Below are 21812 nucleotides of genomic sequence, written 5' to 3'. Positions count from 1 at the left end.
CGGTAAGGCCTTGTGGGACGCGCGAGACGCCATCAAGACCGCGGCCGAGGAGCTCAAGGGCCAGTTCGAAACTGTCCCCTGGGTCGGCAAGGCAGGGGACGATTTCCGCACTTGGGGCTCTGGACTCGTTTCGAGCGCCCATGACCTGAGCGCCTTCGCGGGAGGAGCAGGCGACCAGATCACAGCCGCTGCGGTGGGCCTCGCGTCTGTACGTGGGGCCATGCCGCCTCGTGATCCGGCGAACCGAAAGCGACCCAGTCACTTCACGACGGCTGAGAAGGCGGCGAACAAGGAAGAATATGCCGACGCCGTGAAGGTGGAGAAGGACCGCCAGGAAGCCATCAATCAGATGAACCGGCTGGCCTCGTACTATGCGGTTTCCAGGGAGCAGCTTCAGGTCCTACACGACGACGCTCCCACGTTCAAGGAGGTACCGGACGTAGGTGTCCCGAAGCCGAAGACGGCGCAGCGTGACGTCTCCGGCGGAACCGACTCCAGCACCCCGCAGCAGACTGGGACCGCGAGCGTGCCGGCCGGCCATTCTTCGATCGCGCCGACCACGAGGCATGTCGTGGCGCCGACCGGCCACGTCCCGACCCCCGCGCAGGACCTCCCGACGCACACCGAGGTCCCGGACCGGCCTGTCGGGACGAACATCGACACCGTCGGCACACTGCCTCCGACCACGACCACGCCTTCGACCGGACACACCCCGCCAGTCCCCGGTACACCCCCCGCAAGTGGTGGCGGCCAGTTCCCGCCCTACAACGGCCCGCTCGCAACTCCCGTGACCGGCGGTCCGACCCGCCGTGGCCTGAGTGGTGCCGGGGGCTTCCGTACGCCCACGTCGGCTCAGGGCGGGACCAGGGCCCCCGGGGCTGCCGGTCCCGGATCCGGACGATCCGCGGGCCAGGGGCCCATGAACCAGATGGGCCGCGCCACGTCGACGGGCCAGTCCGCGGCCGGCGGGACCACGTCCGGGGCGAAACCGACTTCGATGGGGCGAGCAGTCACCGGGGGTACGCCGCGGCCCGGAGGCACGGCGGCGCCTCGAACGAGCAGCGGGCCCACGACCGGTGCCGGCCGGTCCAACGGAGTCGTCGGAGGACGGCCCTCGAACGCAAGTAGCGCTTCCAAGGGCGGCTCCAAAATTCCTCGCGGCACGGTCGTCGGCCGCGAAGAAGGAGTCAGTTCCAGGCCTGCGACTGGTCGCAACGGCCAGCGTGGCGTCATTGGAGCGCCCGAGCCCGCGGCGCGGCCTGGTACCGGTGCGGCCAACTCCCGCAGAGGTGGAGCAGGGCCGGAGGCCGTGACGGGTAGGCCGTCCGACCGCAACTCCGTCGCAAGAGCTGAACGCAACGGCATGACGCGTGGTGGTGCCGGTCTCGGACGCGGTGCCGGCCGCAACGGCAAGCCGACTGAAGAGGAAGAGGCGCAGCGATCGGCGCGCCCTGACTACTTGGTCGAAGACGAAGAGACCCACTTGCCCAACAGGCCCCGGCGTGATGTACCGCCGGTCGTCGACTGAGCACGAGCGAGGACACGTAAACGATGAAGTCAGGGACCGGTCGACAGGCCGGGCGCGCTGCGCCTGTCAGGACGCGCCTCAGACGACCGACGCGCGCTGTCGGCGCGCTCGTCGGCGTCCTGGCGACCTTGAGCGTGGGCTTCGCCCCGAGCGCCAGTGCGTATGACGCGCAGTCGCAGCAGTGGTACTTGGGACCGATGAAGGCTGACCAGATGTGGAGGGTCAGTACCGGGGAAGGTGTCAAGGTCGCTGTTATCGACACCGGTGTGAACCCGAATACGCCCTCGCTGAAGGGGCAGGTGCTTACTGGCGAGGTGCCCAAGGCAGTTGCGTACAAGGCTACTGACGACTTCTCGGGCCACGGAACGACCATGGCCGAATTGATCGCGGGTACAGGGTCTGGTGGCGGCCTCAAGGGGTTGGCACCGGGAGCCAAAATCGTTCCTTACCGTGTGGACCTCGAGGGTTTGCCGGGCGGTAAGAGTGAAGAGAAGCGGACGCCGAAGATCGCTCAGGCGATCAGGGCCGCAGCCGACACCGACGCGAAGATCATAAGCATGTCGTTCGGTGGTTTTCCCTATCCCGAGGACGAGAAGGCAATCAAGTATGCCGCGTCCAAGGGAAAGTTGCTCATTGCCGCTGTCGGTAATTCCGGTCGCAATGACAAGAAGGACTTGATCGACTACCCTGCCGCCTACCCGTACGTAATCGGAGTCGCGGCGGCCGACAAGTCGGGGACGGTGTCGAAGTTCTCGTCATCGGGCGGATATGTCGACCTCACGGCGCCCGGCGAGGGATTTCCGGGCTGGTGTGACACCACCTTCCGCTCGTATTGCAACCGTGAGGGCACGAGCCCGGCGACGGCGCTCACTTCGGCTGCCGCAGCACTCATCTGGTCCGCACATCCGGACTGGACGGTCAATCAAGTGGTGCGGTCCCTGATCAAAACCGCAGGACGCAAGGAACAGAGCGACAAGGCGAGCAAGTACATCGGCTACGGGATGGTTCGCCCCCGCCTGGTTCTCGAAGAAGCCAAATACGACCCGGGCCCCGCCCACGAAGACCCCCTCGCCAAGGAGAACGGCGGCGACCTCCTGGCCAAGGCGGGGACTTCAGCCGCCTCCACCGCACCCTCCTCCTCTGCATCAACCCCGTCACAAGCCCCCGCGAAGGGTTCTGCCGGCAGCACCCCGGCGGCAGGATCGGCCGCGGAGTCCTCGGACGGCGGCAACACCCTCTGGATCGCACTCGGCGCCGTCGCCGCGGTCCTCGTGATCGGCGGTGGATGGGCTGCCGTCACGCGGGCCCGGCGTGCCAGGTGACGTCGGCAGTCGTCTGTAGCCCTGTGCCCAGGGACAGGGCGACGCAGAGCGCGCTCACCGCCGTACCGCAGCACGGCAGCGGTGAGCCGGAACAGTTGGACCGAAGAGACAGACAAGAAAGGGCAGGCTGACATGGCCGACAAGCAGAAGCTCGAAGATGCCGCAGTAATCCACCTGCAGAAGCGGATGGCGGAGAAGTACGAGGGCATCCGCAAGCGCGTGCACGGGCTCCAGGGCGTCATCGACGGCCTCGAGGGCCAGTGGCAGGGTATCGGCCGCGCCGCGTTCGACAAGAAGCAGTACGAGATCAACGAGTCGCTGAAGAACATCGGCGACATCCTCGGTGACGTCATCGAGGCGATGACCGCGACGCGCAACATCAAGGACAGCAAGGAAGACGAGGTGCGCGCGTCCGTCAACAAGATCGACGTCCAGGACGGCGCCCCCACGGTCCAGTCCTCCTCCCTCAGCTCCTACTGAGGCTCGGCCTCCTCACGAGGCGGGCGGCTCACAGAGCTTTTGCCGGGCAGCCGGCGCACACAACAGGCACACATCGGCGAGACGAGGTAAACAGTCATGGCCAACAACGCTGAGGGACTGTCAGTAACTTACGACGGGCTCGACGTCGCGGCGACGAAGATCGGCAACGAGGCGAGCCAGCTCGAGCAGGACCTGCAGGAGCTCCGCAAGATGGTGGTGAGCAGCATGCAGTACTGGGAGGGCCAGGCGCAGACCACCTTCCACGAGAAGCTGCACCGCTGGGACAAGGAGGCGAACGACATCCACCAGGCGCTGACCGGGATCGGCCACGTCGTCGCCCAGTCCGGCGGTACGTACATGGAAGGCGACAAGAAGGCCTCCAGCTACTTCCAGTAGAACGAGGCTCGCAAGAAGCAACCGCAGGGTGGGCGCGCGCGGGAGGCGCCCACCCTGTCGTCGCTCCATGGCCGGCCGCCGCGGTCGGCGGTGCTCTTCCCGTGTGGACAAGGACCCACGGATACCAGGGGTGGACCTACGAACTGCTCGAGCCGAGCAACATGGACTCGCCGTTGACGGCAACAGAACCTTCATCAGGAACGGCAGCTCACTTCACGCGTTGCCGGTCTTCTGAGGGGCGGGGTGGGCCTGTCCTGCTCAAGCACCCTGTCCCGTACACCCCTTGGTCGCGGCGACCGCGCCGGCCAGGTCGGTGATGGCCTTCTCCATGGCCGCCTTGCCGGCGTCGACGTCCTCCGCCCGCAGCATGGCGAAGGTCTCGTGATCCTCCTTCTGCGGGCTGCCGCACGCGACGTGCCCCACCGCCTGGGCGTCGGAAACGACGTACCGCGTCCCCTTCGTGACGCTGCCGGATCCCATACCGTAGGTGCCGTAGGCGACGTTCCTCAGAGTCGTTCCGGATTCCCGTCGCTCGATGATGCTCGTGACGGCGACCCGCCCGTCGACCACCAGCCGGCAACGCGTGAAGCCGGGGGAGCCGGTCTTCACAGGAGAGATCTTCTTTCCCGCTGGCAGAAGGGGTTCCAGCGTCGATGCGGGCAGGGCGGTCCCGCAGAGTGACGCCGGGACGGTGTACTCCCGCTCGGCCTCCTGCCCTCCCGAGGAGCAGCTGGTCACGGCCAGACCGGCGGCCAGCAGGCCGGCGATGCGGATCGGAAGGGCGTGGGGACGGATACGCGGCATCGGGAATCCTGGCTAGGGGATTTCTGTCTGAAGATCGTCGGCCATGTGGCGGCCGTTCGTGGAGGCGTCGTTGAAGCCGTTCTGGGTCGCGTCCATCGCCCAGCCGCCGACCCGGCCGGCGTACGGGGAGTGGTGCGCCTTGGCCGCCTCGGACGCCGCCCGCTGGGCCAGGGCGGTGTTCCGCTCACGGCTGTCCTCCCAGAGCTGGGCGGAGTCGAGGCCACTGTCCTCCAGGTGGCTGCCCTCGACGCCGTCGAACGGCTCCTGAGCACGACACTGCGCTCGGTGCCGGTGCCGGTGCCGGTGCCGGTGCCGGTGCCGCTGGCCGCGGCTCTCCGACGGAGGACTCCCAAGCCCCTCGGGCTCAGTCCACCTCGTCCGCGACCTGGCCCACCTGCACCATCGGCTTCCCCCGCTTGCGCGACACGAAGATGCCCCGGCCCGCCGGCATCGGGCGCGGCCGTACGCCGCCCAGCAGGTCGCCCTCGGCCGGGTCGCCCGCGAGGACGACGCCCTGGGCGCCGAGTTCCTTGATGCGCTGCATGAAGGACTCGTAGGCGGCGCGGCCCGCGCCCGCGGTGGAGCGGGCGATGATGAAGCGGACGCCGACGTCGCGGGCGAACGGGAGCAGTTCCGTCAGGCCCGACAGCGGGTTGCCGCTCGACGTGGACACCAGGTCGTAGTCGTCGATGACGACGTACACCGTGGGCCCCCGCCACCAGCTCCGGTTGCGGAGCTGCTCCGGGGTCACGTCGGCCGTCGGCGTGCGGCGCTGCATCAGGTCGGCCAGGGCGTCCATGTGGTGCTGCATCTGGTTCGACATGGGGATGTACTCCGCCAGGTGGGACGGCGGGGTCACGCCCAGCAGCGAGCGGCGGTTGTCGACGACGAACAGCTTGCAGGTGTTGCCGTCGTAGCGCTCGGTGAGGCGCTTGATCAGCAGCTTCAGCAGGTTCGACTTGCCGGACTCGCTCTCGCCGAACACCAGGAAGAACGGGTCCTGCTCGAAGTCCACGAACACCGGCTCGAGGTTGTCCTCGTCCAGCGCGAAGGAGATGCCGCGCTGCGGGAAGCGGTCGCCCGGGGGAAGCTGGGCCGCCGGGAACTCGCGGGGCAAGAGGCGTACTTCCGGCGCACCGGGTTCCTGCCAGTGGCGGGTGACCTCGGCCGCGAGGGCGGTCGTGGCCTCCGCGAGGTCCGTGTCGGAGGAGAGCCCGTCGATCCGCGGGACCGCCGCCATGAAGTGCTGCTTCTGCGGGGTCTGGCCGCGCCCCGGCACACCGGTGGGCACGTTCGCCGCGACCTTCCGGTCGAACTCGGAGTCCATCGGGTCGCCGAGCCGCAGTTCGAGGCGGTTCATCAGGTGGTCCTTGAGGTTGGAGCGGACCTCCATCGAACGCGACGCGGTGAGGACGAGGTGGATGCCGTAGCCCAGACCGCGCGCGGCGATGTCCAGGACGAGCGGCTCCAGCGCCTCGTAGTCGGTGCGGAAGTTGCCCCAGCCGTCGATGACCAGGAAGACGTCGCCCCAGGGCTGGTCGGTCACCGAGATGTCACCGCGCGCGCGACGGGAGCGGAACTCCGCGATGGAGGAGATCCCGCTGGACCGGAAGTACTCCTCGCGGCGGGTCATCACGCCGTACACCTCGGCCGCCGTACGCCGGACCTTCTCCGGGTCCAGCCGGGAGGCCACGCCGCCCACGTGCGGCAGGCCGGCCACCGCGGACATGCCGCCGCCACCGAAGTCCAGGCCGTAGAACTGCACTTCCTGGGGGGTGTGGGTGAGCGCGAACGACGCGATGATCGAGCGCAGCAGCGTCGACTTGCCGGACTGCGGGCCGCCGATGATCTGCATGTGGCCGGCCGCGCCGCCGAAGTCCGTCCACAGCGGGTCGCGCCGCTGCTCGTACGGCTTGTCGACGAGGCCGACCGGGATGACGAGCCGGCCCGCGCCCTCGTAGCCCGGCTGGGTCATGCCGCGGCCGGGCACCGGGGCGAGCCCGGGAAGCAGCGCGTCCAGCGACGGCGGGCTGTCCAGCGGGGGCAGCCACACCTGGTGGGCGCCCGGGCCCTGCGCCTCCAGACGCCGCACGATCACGTCGAGCACGGTGTCGGCGAGCGCGTCGTCCTGCTGCTTCTCGGGCGTCTCCTGGCGCTGCCGCGGGACCGGCGCGTACCGCACTGGCACCTCGGCCGCGGTGAACAGCACCGGCCTGCGGTCGACGGGCAGCGGGCCGCCGAGGGCCGCGGCCTGCTGCGAACTGGTGCGGTACACACCGGAGACGTACGCCGCCTTGAAGCGGACCATCTCGTCGGTGCCGAACTTCAGGAAACCGGAACCCGGCACGTTCGGCAGCTCGTAGGCGTCCGGGACGCCCAGCGCCGCGCGGGACTCGGCCGCCGAGAACGTCCGCAGGCCGATGCGGTACGACAGGTACGTCTCCAGACCCCGCAGGCGGCCCTCCTCCAGGCGCTGTGAGGCCAGCAGCAGGTGCACGCCGAGCGAGCGGCCGATGCGGCCGATCTGCACGAACATCTCGATGAAGTCGGGCTTGGCGGTGAGCAGTTCGCTGAACTCGTCGATCACCAGGACGAGCGACGGGATCGGCTGCAGCGGAGCGCCCGCCGCGCGCGCCTTCTCGTAGTCGTGGATGTTCGCGTAGTTGCCCGCGTCGCGGAGCATCTCCTGACGGCGGTTGAGCTCGCCGCGGATCGAGTCGCCCATGCGGTCGACCAGGGTCAGATCGTCCGCGAGGTTGGTGATCACGGCGGCGACGTGCGGCAGTTGGGCCATGCCGGCGAAGGTGGCGCCGCCCTTGAAGTCGGCGAGGACGAAGTTCAGCGTCTCCGAGGAGTGGGTCACCGCGAGGCCGAGCACCAGCGTGCGCAGCAGCTCCGACTTGCCGGAGCCGGTCGCACCGACGCACAGGCCGTGCGGGCCCATGCCCTCCTGAGCCGCCTCCTTCAGGTCGAGCATCACGGGCCGGCCGTCCTCGCCGAGACCGATCGGCACGCGCAGCCGCTCCGACTGCGAGCGCGGCCGCCAGGTCCGCTTGGGGTCGACCGAGGCCGCGTCGCCCAGGTTCAGCAGGTCGGTGAACTCCAGGTTGGCGAGCAGCGGTTCGTCGTCGTCCCCGCCCGAGCCCATCCGCAGCGGCGCGAGCTGGCGGGCCAGGGCCTCGGCGGCCTCGTACGACAGGACGTCCGGCGTCCCCTCGTAGACCATGCCGTGCCCCGACTCCAGGCGCAGTTCCCCGGGGTGCGCCACGACGGAGAGGTCGCCGCGGCCGATGGTGAGGTCGCCGGGCACGACCTCCAGGACGGTCACGCCCTGCAGGCCCTCGGGGCCGGCCAGCAGCGAGGTGGGCGGCAGCGAGACGCCGTCGAGCACGACCACCACGTGCGGCTGCTCGGCGACCGGCGGTCCGCCGGGGTGGAAACGGGGGCGGCCCTGGAGACGGGAGGCGAGCCGTTCCTCCAGATCGACCGGGCTGGTGGTGATCAGGCGCATGCTGCCGGCGCCGTCGCTCAGGCCCGGGGCCTGCGCGTGCGGCAGCCACTTGGCCCACTCCCACTCTGGCGCCGACTCCCGGCCGGTGACGACGGCGATGACCAGGTCCTCGGGGGAGTGCAGGGCGGCCAGGGAGCCGGCGACGGCACGGGCGGTGCCGCGCACGGCGCCCGGCTCGCCGCTGATCGTCACGTGGTAGAAGGCCCGCAGGGACACCGCCATCGGCAGGTCGTCGAGGGCGCTGTGCGTGGCGAGGAAGCGCTGCATGGCGCCCGCCGTCAGCGGCTCCAGCTCGTCGACGGGGGCGGTCTGCGGCGGAATCAGGGGAGTTGCCAGCGCCTGCGGGCCGAGGCCCACCCGGACCTGCCCGAAGTCCTCGTCACCGGTGCGCCGTTCCCACACCCGGCTGCCCTCGGCGACCAGCGCCCACAGTTGCTCGGGTGAAGGGTGCAGGTAGTACTGGGCGTCGCGCTGCGCCTTCGCGGTGTCCAGGGCCGCGCGCCGGGTCTGCGACAGGTAACGGAGGTAGTCGCGGCGCATGTCGGCCATCTGCCCCTGGCTGCCGCGCCGGTAGCGGATGAGCATGGAGATGCCCATGCCGATCGTCGACGCCACCATCACCAGGCCCATGATCTTCATGAACGGCTGGGCCTGGGGGTTGAAGAAGAACACCACGGACCCGCCCATGCCGAGCATGGGCAGGAGCTGCATCAGCGCGCCTTCCTGCTGCCCGCGCGGAAGCTCCGGCGGCGACTGCAGTACGACCTCGTCCGTGGGCACTTCCTTCGGCAGTGCCCGTGGCGGGCGCTTGACGACGATGTGGCTCACTACGCACCAATTCCCTTGCCGGACCGAGATGTTTCGTCCGCCGCCCCGTGTCAGGCGAACGTCGACCGCGATGCGCGATCCTACTGACAACCACGGGCGACGGCGGGCGGTAGGGTGCCGGTGAGACGCGTGAGCAGTTGCGAATCGTTCCGGGAAAACCCGGGCAATCCGCAACGGTTCGAAGCGAGCGCCGACCGGCGAACCCCGGACGCGACCCCGCGGTCGGCCGGCGGAACGGAAGGCGCGGCTCAACCTACACAGGATCTTTACGGGCGGAAGGTGCGCGGCGGCACCGCGCGGCTGCCGCACCACCGACGAGGGGGAACAGCAGGTGAGCATGACGGCCTCCGCGCCGGCCGGCGCAACCGGCGGACCGGGCACCGGAGCCCCTTCCGGGGCGGGCATGGGTTTCGGCTTCTGCCGGGTCACCATCGTGGCGCCCGACAGCCGCATCGACGTGGCACTGCCCGACGACGTACCGGTCGCCGACCTGTACCCGGAGATCCTGCGCCTGTCCCAGCAGAGCCCCGAGGAGGGCGCGCCGGTCGGCTACCACCTCGTACGGCGCGACGGCACCGTCCTGGACGGCGCCCGCTCGTTCACCGCGCAGCGCATCCTCGACGGCGAACTGCTCACCCTGCGCCCGTTCGCCGAGTCGCTGCCGCCCGCCGTCCTCGACGACGTCTCCGAGGCGGTGGCCTCCGCCGTCACCCGCGACCGCACCCTGTGGAGCGGCGACCTCACCCGGGCCGCCGGCCTGGTCGCGGCCGGCATCCTGCCCGCGCTCCTCGCGTTCGTGGCGTGGAGCTCGCAGATCCGGCACGACATGCACAGCCTGCAGGGCGTCCTCGCAGGCGTCACCGGCATCCTGCTCGTCGGCATCGCCTGCGTACGCGCGCGCGTGTACGACGACCGGGGCTCCGCGGTCGCGCTCGGACTCGGCGCCCTGCCGAACGTCGCCGTTGCCGGCTCGGGCCTGCTGCCGATCGCCGGCGGCGAGGGCATCGGACGGCTGCAGTTCCTGCTCGCCTGCGCGGCGGTCCTCGTCGCCGCCGTGGTGCTCACCCTGGTGTCGCCGGGCGGTGACGGACCCTTCGTGGCGTTCGTCTTCGCCTCCGCCGTCGGCCTGGTCACCACCTTCGTCGCGATCCTCGCCGAGCTGAGGCCCATTGAGACGGCCGCGATCTGCGCCCCGCTGTCCGTCGTGGCGCTGGCCTTCCTGCCGGGCCTGTCCATGCGCTTCGCCCGGCTGCCCATCGGCTTCGAGCCGCCCAACCCGTCCCGCGGCGGCTACGGCGGCGGCGAGCCCGCCCCGCAGGAGCCCGTGGACGCCGAGCGGGTGGCCGCCCAGGCCCGCCGCGGCCACGAACTCCTCGTCGGCCTCGTGGGCGGCTGCGCCCTCGTCGCGGTCGGCGCGTCGATCGTCCTCGGCTTCTCCAGCGACATCTGGGCCCAGCTCCTGGCCCTCGCGACCGGCGTGGCGATGCTGATGCGGGCACACCTGTTCCGCTACACCCAGCAGGTCGGCGCCACCCTGGCCGCCGGCCTGGCCGCGATCGTCTTCCTCGGCCTCGGGCTCGCCCTCAACCCGCCGCGCGACTACGTCATCGACGCCTTCCAGGGCGACACCACCGCCCTGGACATCCGCAGCGTCTGGCTCGCCGCGGCGGTCGGCGCGGCCATCGCCCTGGTCACCGCGATCGCCCTGATCACCCCGCGGCGCGGCGTCACCCCCTTCTGGGGGCGCTTCCTGGAGATCGCCGAGAGCTTCGTGCTGCTCACCCTGATCCCGCTGGCGCTGGCCGTCTTCGACGTCTACGCACAGGCCCGGGCCATGACCAGCTAGCGGCCGCGACGCACCCACGGCAAGGAAAAGGGCGGCACGCGCGCGTGCCGCCCTTCGCCGTACCGCGCGCGTGCCGCCCTTCGCCGTACCGCGCTCAGCCGGCCGCGAGCCCGCCGTTGTGCGGCATCGGCTTCAGGTCGAACTCGCCGTCGCGGGCGCCCAGGACGAAGGCCCGCCACTCCGCCTCCGTGTACCTGAGGACCGTGCCCGGGTCGAGGGAGGAGCGCATCGCCACCGCGCCCGCCGGCAGATACGCGATCTCGACCCGCTCCTCGTGCTCCTCGGTACCCGGCGCGCAGTGCCACTCGACGTCCGAGATGTCGAGCGCGTACAGCTCGTCCCGCTCCCGCTCCTTGCGTGCCTTCATCTCCGCTTCCGACTCCGCCATCCCGAAGCGACCCCTTCCCGACGTGACTGCGCTCAGCACGCTCACCCTAGTGGCGGCCGCCCCCCGGGCCGTCGCCTTCCGGCAGCCGGGACAAGAGGCCCGCGCCCGCCTGGTATCCTGGCCGACGGCCGTTTGTGTACGCACCCCCGGAGCGACCGCAGGCATCGCCTGCCGCCCCGGAGGCCGCGCCCAGCGGATCCCCGCCTCCCGAGTCATGGAAGCTCCCCCGAGAAGTGGACCGGGGGCACTCGATGGCACTCAAAGACTATGAGGAGTACGCGTGTCGCTCGACGCCGCTACGAAGAAGCAGATCATCTCCGAGTTCGGTACCAAGGAGGGTGACACCGGCTCCCCCGAGGTCCAGGTCGCCATGCTCTCCCGTCGGATCTCCGACCTGACGGAGCACCTCAAGGCCCACAAGCACGACCACCACTCCCGCCGTGGTCTGCTGATCCTGGTCGGTCAGCGCCGTCGCCTGCTGCAGTACCTGGCGAAGAAGGACATCCAGCGCTTCCGTGCGCTGGTCGACCGTCTGGGCATCCGCCGCGGTGCGGCGGGCGCCAAGTAAGACGCCGTGAAGGGAGCGGTTCCCGATAGGACTCGGGGGCCGCTCCCTTTGCCGTACGTGCGGGAACGTGCGCGCTGTCACCCCTGCTTTGTAGTGTGGTAGCACAACGCAGTACGCACGACACGGAACACGTACGGCACAACCCGTACGCAACAGAACGAGGAGGAGCGCGCCTCGCCGCCGCCGGTCCTCGGTAGTGGCCCCCGGGGGAACGAGCCCCGGGTGCTTCGATCGAAGACCGGCCCGCACCAGACGGAGCGCCCCTCCACAAACGTCCCCCCGCCACACGGGCGGCCAGGGACGAAGACGAGGAGAAAACGCTAGTGGAGAACGAGACCCACTACGCCGAGGCCGTCATCGACAACGGCGCCTTCGGCACCCGCACCATCCGCTTCGAGACGGGCCGCCTGGCCAAGCAGGCCGCCGGCTCCGCCGTGGCGTACCTGGACGACGACACCATGGTGCTGTCGGCCACCACCGCCTCCAAGAACCCCAAGGACCAGCTCGACTTCTTCCCCCTGACGGTGGACGTCGAGGAGCGGATGTACGCCGCCGGCAAGATCCCCGGCAGCTTCTTCCGCCGTGAGGGCCGTCCCTCCGAGGACGCCATCCTCACCTGCCGCCTGATCGACCGCCCGCTGCGCCCGTCCTTCAAGAAGGGCCTGCGCAACGAGATCCAGGTCGTCGCCACGATCATGGCGCTCAACCCCGACCATCTGTACGACGTCGTCGCGATCAACGCCGCTTCCGCGTCCACCCAGCTGGCCGGCCTGCCCTTCTCCGGCCCGATCGGCGGCGTCCGCGTCGCGCTGATCCGCGGCCAGTGGGTCGCGTTCCCGACGCACACCGAGCTCGAGGACGCCGTCTTCGACATGGTGGTCGCCGGCCGCGTCCTGGAGGACGGCGACGTCGCGATCATGATGGTCGAGGCCGAGGCCACCGACAAGACCATCAAGCTGGTCGAGGGCGGCGCCGAGGCGCCGACCGAGGAGGTCGTCGCCGCCGGTCTGGACGCCGCGAAGCCCTTCATCAAGGTCCTGTGCCGCGCCCAGGCCGACCTCGCCGCCAAGGCCGCCAAGCCGACCGCCGAGTTCCCGATCTTCCTGGACCACCAGGACGACGTCCTCGAGGCCCTCACGGCCGCCGTCCGCCCCGAGCTGGCCCAGGCGCTCACCATCGCCGGCAAGCAGGAGCGCGAGGCCGAGCTGGACCGCGTCAAGGGCCTCGCCGCCGAGAAGCTCCTGCCGGAGTTCGAGGGCCGCGAGAAGGAGATCTCCGCCGCGTACCGCTCGCTCACCAAGCAGCTGGTCCGCGAGCGCGTGATCAAGGAGAAGAAGCGCATCGACGGCCGCGGTGTCACCGACATCCGCACCCTGGCCGCCGAGGTCGAGGCCATCCCGCGTGTGCACGGCTCCGCGGTGTTCGAGCGTGGCGAGACCCAGATCCTGGGCGTCACCACCCTGAACATGCTCCGCATGGAGCAGCAGCTGGACACCCTCTCCCCGGTGACCCGCAAGCGCTACATGCACAACTACAACTTCCCGCCGTACTCCACCGGCGAGACCGGCCGCGTCGGCTCCCCGAAGCGTCGCGAGATCGGCCACGGCGCCCTCGCGGAGCGCGCCCTCGTCCCGGTCCTGCCGACGCGCGAGGAGTTCCCCTACGCGATCCGCCAGGTCTCCGAGGCGCTGAGCTCCAACGGCTCGACGTCCATGGGCTCGGTCTGCGCCTCCACCATGTCGCTGCTGAACGCCGGTGTGCCGCTGAAGGCCCCCGTCGCCGGTATCGCCATGGGCCTGATCTCGCAGGAGATCGACGGCGAGACGCACTACGTCACCCTCACCGACATCCTCGGTGCGGAGGACGCCTTCGGCGACATGGACTTCAAGGTCGCCGGCACCAAGGAGTTCGTGACCGCCCTCCAGCTCGACACCAAGCTGGACGGCATCCCCGCCTCCGTCCTGGCCGCGGCCCTCAAGCAGGCCCGCGACGCCCGCCTCCACATCCTCGACGTGATGATGGAAGCGATCGACACGCCGGACGAGATGTCCCCGAACGCGCCGCGGATCATCACCGTGAAGATCCCGGTCGACAAGATCGGCGAGGTCATCGGCCCCAAGGGCAAGATGATCAACCAGATCCAGGAGGACACCGGCGCCGAGATCACCATCGAGGACGACGGCACGATCTACATCGGCGCCGCCGACGGCCCCTCCGCCGAGGCCGCCCGCACCACGATCAACGGCATCGCCAACCCGACGATGCCCGAGGTCGGGGAGCGCTACCTCGGTACGGTCGTCAAGACGACCACCTTCGGCGCGTTCGTCTCCCTGCTGCCCGGCAAGGACGGTCTGCTGCACATCTCGCAGATCCGCAAGCTCGCCGGCGGCAAGCGCGTGGAGAACGTCGAGGACGTCCTCGGCGTGGGCCAGAAGGTCCAGGTCGAGATCGCCGAGATCGACTCCCGCGGCAAGCTGTCCCTCGTTCCGGTGATCGAGGGCGAGGACAACGCGTCCGACAGCGGCTCCGCCGCGGGCGAGACGAAGAAGGACGACGCCGACCAGTGACGTCCCGTGGCTCCAAGGCGACGGCCCGCACCTCTTCGGAGGCGCGGGCCGTCGCCCGTACCCAAACCCTCATCAAGGGCACCGGCGGCATCGGCACGGTCCGCAAGACCACCCTTCCCGGCGGCCTGCGCGTCGTCACCGAGACCCTGCCCTCCGTGCGCTCGGCCACCTTCGGCATCTGGGCGCACGTGGGCTCCCGCGACGAGACCCCGTCGCTGAACGGCGCCACGCACTACCTGGAGCACCTGCTCTTCAAGGGCACCGCCAAGCGCAGCGCGCTGGACATCTCCGCCGCCATCGACGCCGTCGGCGGCGAGATGAACGCGTTCACGGCCAAGGAGTACACGTGCTACTACGCGCGCGTGCTCGACACCGACCTGCCGCTCGCCATCGACGTCGTCTGCGACATGCTCACCGGCTCGCTGATCCTGGAGGAGGACGTCAACGTAGAGCGCGGCGCCATCCTCGAAGAGATCGCGATGACCGAGGACGACCCGGGCGACTGCGTGCACGACCTGTTCGCGCACACCATGTTCGGCGACAACGCCCTCGGCCGCCCGGTCCTCGGCACCGTCGACACGGTCAACGCCCTCACCGCCGACCGCATCCGCCGCTTCTACAAGAAGCACTACGACCCCACCCACCTCGTGGTCGCCTGCGCCGGCAACGTCGACCACAACAAGGTCGTACGCCAGGTCCGCGCCGCCTTCGAGAAGGCGAACGCCTTCAAGGACTCCGGCGCGCAGCCCATCGCCCCGCGCGACGGCCGCCGCGCCATCCGCGCGACCGGCAAGGTGGAGCTGCTCGCCCGCAAGACCGAGCAGGCGCACGTGGTCCTCGGCATGCCGGGCCTCGCCCGCGCCGACGACCGCCGCTGGGCCATGGGCGTGCTCAACACCGCCCTCGGCGGCGGTATGTCCTCCCGCCTCTTCCAGGAGGTCCGGGAGAAGCGCGGCCTCGCCTACAGCGTGTACTCGTACACCTCGGGCTTCGCCGACTGCGGCCTGTTCGGCGTGTACGCCGGCTGCCGGCCCAGCCAGGTGCACGACGTGCTCAGGATCTGCCGGGACGAACTCGACCACGTCGCGCAGAACGGCCTCTCCGACGACGAGATCGCCCGTGCCATCGGCCAGCTCCGGGGCTCCACCGTGCTGGGCCTGGAGGACACCGGCGCGCTGATGAACCGCATCGGCAAGAGCGAGCTGTGCTGGGGCGAGCAGATGTCCGTCGACGACATGCTGGCGAAGATAGCCGCGGTCACCCCGGACGAGGTCCGGTCGGTCGCCCGGGACATCCTGGGACAACGCCCTTCGCTGTCGGTCATCGGCCCGCTCAAGGACAAGCAGGCCGCGCGGCTGCACGACGCCGTCGCCTAATCACCTCCGGTAAGGAAGCAACAGATGAGCAAGCTGCGCGTGGCGGTACTCGGCGCCAAGGGCCGGATCGGGGCCGAGGCGGTACGGGCGGTCGAGGCCGCCGAGGACATGGAGCTGGTCGCCGCCCTCGGCCGGGGCGACAAGCTGGAGACCCTGGCGGAGACCGGCGCCCAGGTCGCCGTCGAACTGACCACCCCCGGCTCCGTCATGGGCAACCTCGACTTCTGCGTGCGCCATGGCATCCACGCGGTCGTCGGTACGACGGGCTGGACCGAGGACCGTCTCGCGCAGCTCACGGGCTGGCTCGGCCAGTCCCCGGAGACGGGTGTGCTCATCGCGCCGAACTTCTCCATCGGCGCCGTGCTCACCATGAAGTTCGCGCAGCTCGCCGCCCCGTACTTCGAGTCCGTCGAGGTCGTCGAGCTGCACCACCCGAACAAGGTGGACGCGCCCTCCGGGACCGCCGCGCGCACGGCCCAGCTCATCGCCGAGGCGCGCCGCCGGGCCGGCTCGGCGCCGGCGCCGGACGCCACCGTCACCGCCCTGGACGGCGCCCGCGGCGCCGACGTCGAGGGCGTCCCCGTGCACTCCGTCCGGCTGCGCGGCCTGCTGGCCCACCAGGAGGTGCTGCTCGGCGCCGAGGGCGAGACCCTCACCATCCGCCACGACTCCCTGCACCACAGCAGCTTCATGCCGGGCATCCTGCTCGGCGTCCGCCGCGTGGTGTCGACCCCGGGCCTCACTTTCGGCCTGGAACACTTCCTCGACCTGAGCTGAGCCCGGACACGTCATGCGCGCGAAGATCACCTACCTCGTCACGGCCGCCGTCCTGGTCTTCTACTTCGTCCTGGTCGGCAGCCGCGGCGTGATGCTCATCCAGACCGGCACGCTGGTCACCGTCACCTTCGGTGTGGCGGTGCTGATCCTGCCGGTCATCGGCCTGTGGTTCCTGTGGAAGAACACCCAGTTCGTCCGCAGGGCCAACCAGCTCGCCGCCGAACTCGAGGCCGAGGGCGGGCTGCCCGTCGACGAGCTGAGGCGGCTGCCGAGCGGTCGCATCGACCGCGAGTCGGCGGACGAGGTCTTCACCCGGCGCAAGGCCGAGACGGAGGCCGCCCCCGACGACTGGCGAAGCTGGTTCCGGCTCGCCGTCGCCTACCACGACGCCCGCGACACCCCGCGCGCCCGCAAGGCGATGCAGCGGGCCATCGCCCTGCACGACGGCAGGCCCGTCCAGGTCTGACCAGGGCCGGGCCAGCCGGCCCGGGAAGCACGAGGAGCACGAGAGAGGGGCCGGACCGCGCCGCACGCGGTCCGGCCCCTCCGCCGTGCTCCCGGAGCGACCGGGCCGGGGCGGTCAGGCGCGCCGGTGCTCCGCGGCCCACGCCTCCACCGTGTCGGCCGCCCGGTCGAAGGCCGCGGGCCGGTGCAGGAAGTCCAGGCCGTGCGTGGTCAGCAGCGGCGGCGTGTCCTCGACGGGCCGGTCCTTGCGCACGAGCGTCAGCGCCTGGCCCTGCACGGTGCGCGGCAGCCCCAGCCAGCGCACCGGCTGCTGCGCCGTGCGCACCGCGATCACCCGGGGCCAGGGCACCGTACGCGTCACCAGGAAGCCCACCTGGCGCAGCCCGCGCGGACTCACCCACACGCCCATGCGCAGCACGCGCAGCGCGGAGGCGATGACGGCGAGCGCCAGGCCGAGCACCAGGCCGGCGGCGGACACCGAGTCGGTCAGGGCGATGAGCACCGCCCCGAACAGCACGAACGAGGAGAGCAGCAGTCCCAGGGCGGCGCCGGCCACCCGCCAGGGACCCGGCCGGTAGGGCCGCCGCCAGCGGTCCCGGTCGTCGTACGGCAGCGGGCTCTCGGAGGCCGCGTCGAAGGAGCGGTCGGCCGTCAGGAAGGGCAGGGGCACGGCTGGTCCTCACTCGATCCTCGCTGGGCTGTGCCCGGTGAGGCTATCCGGCCGGGTTCGCGCCCACCACCCTTGGGCGGCCGGAAGGGTCAGTGCCCCTGAGTGTGCCCCTGCGAGGCCTGGGACTGCTGGTCCGGCGTACTGGACGGCGTGGACAGCGCCGGCATTCCGACGACGAGGGCGCCGACGAGCGCGGCGACGAGGGTCAGGCCCAGCAGCCAGCGCCCGGCCAGCTCACCGAGCGACGCCCGCTCCCGGGGCGGGGGAGTGACATTACTGCGGAACCTGTCCGCCTCGGCCAGGAAGGCGAAGGGTACGGGCTCACGCCGACGGAACATCGTGGATCCAGCTCCTCAAGGGATCGAACTTTCAGGCCTCACCGGTATAGACGCTCGATTGGCACAAAAGGTGCCCATGTCCGAAAAAATCCATGGCAAGGTCACTGTTCGGGACTGTCAGGGGTGCCCCGTACAGTGGGCGCGAACCTCAAGAAGTGATGGGAAGGACCCCCGTGACCACCCCCGAGTCGCTCACTTTCCGCAGCGATGTCACCGTCGAGCTGGTGAAGTCCAGCGCGTCGGACGCCGATGTCCTCTTCGCCGCCCGCGTCTCCACCGTCGGCGAGCAGTCGCTGGACGAGCTGAAGAAGGATCCGGAGCGCTCCAAGGGCCTCATCAACTACCTGATGCGGGACCGGCACGGCAGCCCGTTCGAGCACAACTCGATGACCTTCTTCATCAGCGCCCCGATCTTCGTCTTCCGCGAGTTCATGCGGCACCGGGTCGGCTGGTCCTACAACGAGGAGTCGGGCCGCTACCGGGAGCTCCAGCCGGTCTTCTACGTCCCCGGCGAGGACCGCAAGCTGGTCCAGCAGGGCCGCCCCGGCAAGTACGTCTTCGTCGAGGGCACCCCCGCCCAGCAGGAGACCGTGCGCGGCACCCTCGAGGAGTCCTACGAGCAGGCGTACGCGGCCTACCAGAAGCTGCTCGCCGAGGGCGTCGCCCGCGAGGTGGCCCGCGCCGCCCTGCCGGTCGGCCTCTTCTCCTCCATGTACGCCACCTGCAACGCCCGCTCCCTGATGCACTTCCTCGGGCTGCGCACCCAGCACGAGCTGGCCAAGGTGCCGTCCTTCCCGCAGCGGGAGATCGAGATGGTCGGCGAGCAGATGGAGGCGCGGTGGGCCGAGCTCATGCCGCTCACGTACGCCGCCTTCAACGCGAACGGGCGCGTGGCCCCCTGACGAAGCCCTGTTCCCACGCGCGGAACGGATGTACGGATCAGCCGGGCGAAGTGTCCGTATTGCGGCATTCCGAGAAGTTCATCTAGCCTGATCAAACGGACCCGGCACTGCTTGAACCCCCGAGCAGGCAGTGCCGGGCTCCTTATTTGTCCTGACCTACCCGGCACCCCAAGGGCAGACCACGCCCGGAGCACCGAGTAGCGTGGTACCCATGGCTCCGACCTCGACTCCGCAGACCCCCTTCGGGCGGGTCCTCACCGCCATGGTCACGCCCTTCACGGCGGACGGCGCACTCGACCTCGACGGCGCGCAGCGGCTCGCCGCCCACCTGGTGGACGCAGGCAACGACGGCCTGATCATCAACGGCACCACCGGCGAGTCCCCCACCACCAGTGACGCGGAGAAATCGGATCTCGTACGGGCCGTGGCGGAGGCGGTCGGCGACCGCGCCCACGTCGTGGCCGGAGTCGGCACCAACGACACCCGCCACAGCATCGAGCTGGCCCGCGAGGCGGAGCGCGCCGGCGCGCACGGCCTGCTGGTCGTGACGCCGTACTACAACAAGCCCCCGCAGGAGGGCCTGTACCGGCACTTCACGGCCGTCGCGGACACGACCGGGCTGCCGGTCATGCTCTACGACATCCCCGGCCGCAGCGGGGTCCCCATCAACACGGAGACCCTGGTCCGCCTGGCGGAGCACCCGCGGATCGTCGCCAACAAGGACGCCAAGGGCGACCTCGGCCGCGCCGGCTGGGCCATCGCGCAGTCAGGCCTGGCCTGGTACTCGGGTGACGACATGCTGAACCTGCCGCTGCTCTCGGTGGGCGCGGTCGGCTTCGTCTCCGTCGTCGGCCACGTCGTCACCCCGGACCTGCGCGCCCTGGTGGACGCGTACACCTCGGGCGACGTCGTCAAGGCCACGGAGATCCACCAGAAGCTCCTCCCGGTGTACACCGGCATGTTCCGCACCCAGGGCGTCATGACCACCAAGGCCGCGCTCGCCCTCCTGGGCCTGCCCGCAGGACCCCTGCGGGCGCCCATGGTCGAGTGTTCACCCGAGGAGATCGCCCAGCTCAAGATCGATCTTGCCGCCGGCGGGGTACAGCTCTGACAACAGACTTGGCACCACCCGAGCTTCACAACTGAATCCACAACCGCATAGCGGGCCACCGGTGCCCGCACCCCACAACGACAACTGCTTCTGCACGAACGTCATGCGCGCCACGTGCCCGACCGGTACGTGGCGCGCGTGGTGAGGAGAGTCTTTTGAGTCATCCGCATCCTGAACTCGGACCGCCCCCGCCGCTCCCCGAGGGCGGCCTGCGCGTCACCCCGCTCGGCGGTCTCGGCGAGATCGGCCGCAACATGACGGTCTTCGAATACGGCGGCCGCCTGCTGATCGTCGACTGCGGAGTGCTCTTCCCCGAGGAGGAGCAGCCCGGAATCGACCTGATCCTGCCGGACTTCACGTCCGTCCGGGACCGCCTCGACGACATCGAGGGCATCGTCCTCACCCACGGCCACGAGGACCACATCGGCGGCGTCCCCTTCCTGCTCCGCGAGAAGCCGGACATCCCGCTGATCGGCTCCAAGCTGACCCTCGCCCTCATCGAGGCCAAGCTCCAGGAGCACCGGATCCGCCCGTACACCCTCGAGGTGGCGGAGGGGAACCGCGAGCGCATCGGCCCGTTCGACTGCGAGTTCATCGCGGTCAACCACTCCATCCCGGACGCCCTCGCGGTCGCCATCCGCACGCCTGCCGGCATGGCCGTGCACACCGGCGACTTCAAGATGGACCAGCTCCCGCTGGACAACCGGCTCACCGACCTGCACGCGTTCGCCCGGCTCAGCGAGGAGGGCATCGACCTCCTGCTCACCGACTCCACGAACGCCGAGGTCCCCGGCTTCACCCCGCACGAGCGGGACATCTCCAACGTCCTGCGCCAGGTGTTCGCCGGAGCGCGCAAGCGGATCATCGTGGCGAGCTTCGCGAGCCACGTCCACCGCATCCAGCAGATCCTGGACGCGGCCCACGAGTACGGCCGCCGGGTCGCCTTCGTCGGCCGCTCGATGGTCCGCAACATGGGCATCGCCCGCGACCTCGGCTACCTGAAGGTCCCGCCGGGCCTGGTCGTGGACGTCAGGACGCTCGACGACCTGCCGGACCACGAGGTGGTCCTGGTCTGCACGGGCTCCCAGGGCGAGCCGATGGCCGCGCTCTCCCGGATGGCGAACCGGGACCACCAGATCCGGATCGTCGAGGGCGACACGGTCATCCTGGCCTCGTCCCTGATCCCGGGCAACGAGAACGCGGTCTACCGGGTGATCAACGGCCTGACCCGCTGGGGCGCCAACGTCGTCCACAAGGGCAACGCCAAGGTGCACGTCTCCGGTCACGCCTCCGCCGGCGAGCTGCTGTACTTCTACAACATCTGCCGCCCGCGGAACCTGATGCCGGTCCACGGCGAATGGCGCCATCTGCGCGCCAACGCCGAGCTCGGCGCGATGACCGGCGTCCCGCACGACCGGATCGTCATCGCCGAGGACGGCGTGGTCGTCGACCTGGTCGAGGGCAAGGCCAGGATCTCCGGCAAGGTCCAGGCCGGATACGTCTACGTCGACGGCCTCTCCGTCGGCGGCGTGGGCGAGCCGGCCCTGAAGGACCGCAAGATCCTCGGCGACGAGGGCATCATCTCGGTCTTCGTGGTCGTGGACTCGTCCACCGGCAAGATCACGGGCGGTCCGCACATCCACGCCCGCGGTTCCGGCATCGAGGACTCGGCGTTCACCGGCGTCGTCCCGAAGATCAACGAAGCCCTGGAGCGCTCGGCCCAGGACGGCGTCGTGGAGCCGCACCAGCTCCAGCAGCTGATCCGCCGGACCCTCGGCAAGTGGGTCTCGGACACCTATCGCCGCAGGCCGATGATCCTCCCGGTCGTCGTGGAGGTCTGACCCGCCGGCTGCGTGAACTCGGAGCGGGGCGCCTCGATTTGCATTGGGCGAGGTCCTTCTCCTGCTCGTAGAGCATGGCCCGCTGCAGGCTCTG

The 21812-nt window shown here is 70.2% G+C and carries 18 protein-coding genes; 13 read left to right on the top strand and 5 right to left on the bottom strand.

Annotated features, from left to right (window positions below; translation table 11 throughout):
• Positions 1-1725: 1725 nt before the first annotated feature.
• From TNCT1_RS34710 to TNCT1_RS34700, 3 genes are all read left to right on the top strand, one after another.
• A complete protein-coding gene (locus TNCT1_RS34710; RefSeq protein WP_235903056.1) occupies positions 1726-2850 on the top strand; it encodes a S8 family serine peptidase in 1125 nt (374 codons plus the stop codon).
• A gap of 132 nt (positions 2851-2982) precedes the next feature.
• Positions 2983-3330, top strand: coding sequence for a WXG100 family type VII secretion target (locus TNCT1_RS34705; protein WP_143640178.1), 348 nt, complete (start codon positions 2983-2985; stop codon positions 3328-3330).
• 96 nt (positions 3331-3426) lie between these two features.
• On the top strand, positions 3427-3726 hold the full coding sequence (locus TNCT1_RS34700; RefSeq protein WP_143640176.1) for a WXG100 family type VII secretion target: 300 nt from the start codon (positions 3427-3429) through the stop codon (positions 3724-3726).
• Between the two features lie 258 nt (positions 3727-3984).
• Here the strand turns inward: TNCT1_RS34700 and TNCT1_RS34695 are convergent, their stop codons facing one another.
• Complete coding sequence (locus TNCT1_RS34695; protein ID WP_143640174.1) at positions 3985-4530, bottom strand: hypothetical protein; 546 nt, start codon at positions 4528-4530, stop codon at positions 3985-3987.
• 43 nt (positions 4531-4573) lie between these two features.
• Between TNCT1_RS34695 and TNCT1_RS34690 the strand changes: the two genes are divergently transcribed.
• Entirely contained in the window at positions 4574-4798 is a 225-nt protein-coding gene (locus tag TNCT1_RS34690; protein WP_143640172.1) for a hypothetical protein, read from the top strand.
• Between the two features lie 96 nt (positions 4799-4894).
• On the opposite strand, the gene eccCa is transcribed toward TNCT1_RS34690, so the two are convergent.
• On the bottom strand, positions 4895-8869 hold the full coding sequence (gene eccCa, locus TNCT1_RS34685) for a type VII secretion protein EccCa (protein WP_143640170.1): 3975 nt from the start codon (positions 8867-8869) through the stop codon (positions 4895-4897).
• A 337-nt stretch (positions 8870-9206) separates the two neighbouring features.
• On the opposite strand from eccCa, the gene eccD reads away from it, so the two are divergent.
• On the top strand, positions 9207-10715 hold the full coding sequence (gene eccD, locus TNCT1_RS34675) for a type VII secretion integral membrane protein EccD (protein ID WP_143640236.1): 1509 nt from the start codon (positions 9207-9209) through the stop codon (positions 10713-10715).
• Between the two features lie 94 nt (positions 10716-10809).
• On the opposite strand, the gene TNCT1_RS34670 is transcribed toward eccD, so the two are convergent.
• A complete protein-coding gene (locus TNCT1_RS34670; protein ID WP_143640168.1) occupies positions 10810-11103 on the bottom strand; it encodes a DUF397 domain-containing protein in 294 nt (97 codons plus the stop codon).
• Positions 11104-11383: 280 nt separating this feature from the next.
• Here TNCT1_RS34670 and rpsO point away from each other — a divergent pair, with 280 nt between their 5' ends.
• The 5 genes from rpsO to TNCT1_RS34645 all read left to right on the top strand — a co-directional run bounded on the left by rpsO (position 11384) and on the right by TNCT1_RS34645 (position 16857).
• On the top strand, positions 11384-11671 hold the full coding sequence (gene rpsO, locus TNCT1_RS34665) for a 30S ribosomal protein S15 (protein ID WP_143640166.1): 288 nt from the start codon (positions 11384-11386) through the stop codon (positions 11669-11671).
• 323 nt (positions 11672-11994) lie between these two features.
• Positions 11995-14238 (top strand): polyribonucleotide nucleotidyltransferase, encoded by a 2244-nt coding sequence (locus TNCT1_RS34660; protein ID WP_143640164.1) that lies wholly within the window; start codon positions 11995-11997, stop codon positions 14236-14238.
• Positions 14235-15614, top strand: a complete 1380-nt coding sequence (locus TNCT1_RS34655) for a pitrilysin family protein (protein ID WP_143640162.1) — start codon at positions 14235-14237, stop codon at positions 15612-15614. The genes TNCT1_RS34660 and TNCT1_RS34655 overlap by 4 nt, the downstream gene beginning before the upstream one ends.
• A 24-nt stretch (positions 15615-15638) precedes the next feature.
• The gene (gene dapB / locus TNCT1_RS34650) at positions 15639-16391 is read left to right on the top strand and encodes a 4-hydroxy-tetrahydrodipicolinate reductase (RefSeq protein ID WP_143640160.1); all 753 of its coding nucleotides are present in this window, start codon (positions 15639-15641) and stop codon (positions 16389-16391) included.
• A gap of 13 nt (positions 16392-16404) precedes the next feature.
• The gene (locus TNCT1_RS34645; protein ID WP_143640157.1) at positions 16405-16857 is read left to right on the top strand and encodes a tetratricopeptide repeat protein; all 453 of its coding nucleotides are present in this window, start codon (positions 16405-16407) and stop codon (positions 16855-16857) included.
• A gap of 114 nt (positions 16858-16971) precedes the next feature.
• Here TNCT1_RS34645 and TNCT1_RS34640 read toward each other — a convergent pair whose 3' ends face one another.
• Positions 16972-17526: a hypothetical protein gene (locus TNCT1_RS34640; protein WP_143640155.1), complete on the bottom strand. Its 555-nt coding sequence runs from the start codon at positions 17524-17526 to the stop codon at positions 16972-16974.
• A gap of 89 nt (positions 17527-17615) precedes the next feature.
• The gene (locus TNCT1_RS34635) at positions 17616-17864 is read right to left on the bottom strand and encodes a hypothetical protein (RefSeq protein WP_143640153.1); all 249 of its coding nucleotides are present in this window, start codon (positions 17862-17864) and stop codon (positions 17616-17618) included.
• Between the two features lie 158 nt (positions 17865-18022).
• On the opposite strand from TNCT1_RS34635, the gene thyX reads away from it, so the two are divergent.
• The 3 genes from thyX (at position 18023) to TNCT1_RS34620 (ending at position 21718) form a co-directional block, all read left to right on the top strand.
• Complete coding sequence (gene thyX / locus TNCT1_RS34630; protein WP_143640151.1) at positions 18023-18766, top strand: FAD-dependent thymidylate synthase; 744 nt, start codon at positions 18023-18025, stop codon at positions 18764-18766.
• Between the two features lie 211 nt (positions 18767-18977).
• Entirely contained in the window at positions 18978-19877 is a 900-nt protein-coding gene (dapA, locus tag TNCT1_RS34625; protein WP_143640149.1) for a 4-hydroxy-tetrahydrodipicolinate synthase, read from the top strand.
• 155 nt (positions 19878-20032) lie between these two features.
• A complete protein-coding gene (locus TNCT1_RS34620) occupies positions 20033-21718 on the top strand; it encodes a ribonuclease J (RefSeq protein ID WP_143640147.1) in 1686 nt (561 codons plus the stop codon).
• Positions 21719-21812 lie beyond the last annotated feature (94 nt).

Source organism: Streptomyces sp. 1-11 (assembly GCF_007176755.1).
Classification (GTDB): Bacteria; Actinomycetota; Actinomycetes; order Streptomycetales; family Streptomycetaceae; genus Streptomyces.
This window is presented reverse-complemented; position numbering and strand designations above follow the sequence as displayed.

Bases quoted from the DNA above. Each gene is read 5' to 3' on its own strand.
- TNCT1_RS34700 (WP_143640176.1), top strand. From the start codon at position 3,427: ATGGCCAACAACGCTGAGGGACTGTCAGTAACTTACGACGGGCTCGAC.
- thyX (WP_143640151.1), top strand. From the start codon at position 18,023: ATGGGAAGGACCCCCGTGACCACCCCCGAGTCGCTCACTTTCCGCAGC.
- TNCT1_RS34635 (WP_143640153.1), bottom strand. From the start codon at position 17,864: ATGTTCCGTCGGCGTGAGCCCGTACCCTTCGCCTTCCTGGCCGAGGCG.
- TNCT1_RS34690 (WP_143640172.1), top strand. From the start codon at position 4,574: ATGTGGCGGCCGTTCGTGGAGGCGTCGTTGAAGCCGTTCTGGGTCGCG.
- TNCT1_RS34705 (WP_143640178.1), top strand. From the start codon at position 2,983: ATGGCCGACAAGCAGAAGCTCGAAGATGCCGCAGTAATCCACCTGCAG.
- TNCT1_RS34670 (WP_143640168.1), bottom strand. From the start codon at position 11,103: ATGGCGGAGTCGGAAGCGGAGATGAAGGCACGCAAGGAGCGGGAGCGG.
- dapB (WP_143640160.1), top strand. From the start codon at position 15,639: ATGAGCAAGCTGCGCGTGGCGGTACTCGGCGCCAAGGGCCGGATCGGG.
- dapA (WP_143640149.1), top strand. From the start codon at position 18,978: ATGGCTCCGACCTCGACTCCGCAGACCCCCTTCGGGCGGGTCCTCACC.
- TNCT1_RS34645 (WP_143640157.1), top strand. From the start codon at position 16,405: ATGCGCGCGAAGATCACCTACCTCGTCACGGCCGCCGTCCTGGTCTTC.
- TNCT1_RS34710 (WP_235903056.1), top strand. From the start codon at position 1,726: ATGAAGGCTGACCAGATGTGGAGGGTCAGTACCGGGGAAGGTGTCAAG.
- eccD (WP_143640236.1), top strand. From the start codon at position 9,207: ATGACGGCCTCCGCGCCGGCCGGCGCAACCGGCGGACCGGGCACCGGA.
- TNCT1_RS34695 (WP_143640174.1), bottom strand. From the start codon at position 4,530: ATGCCGCGTATCCGTCCCCACGCCCTTCCGATCCGCATCGCCGGCCTG.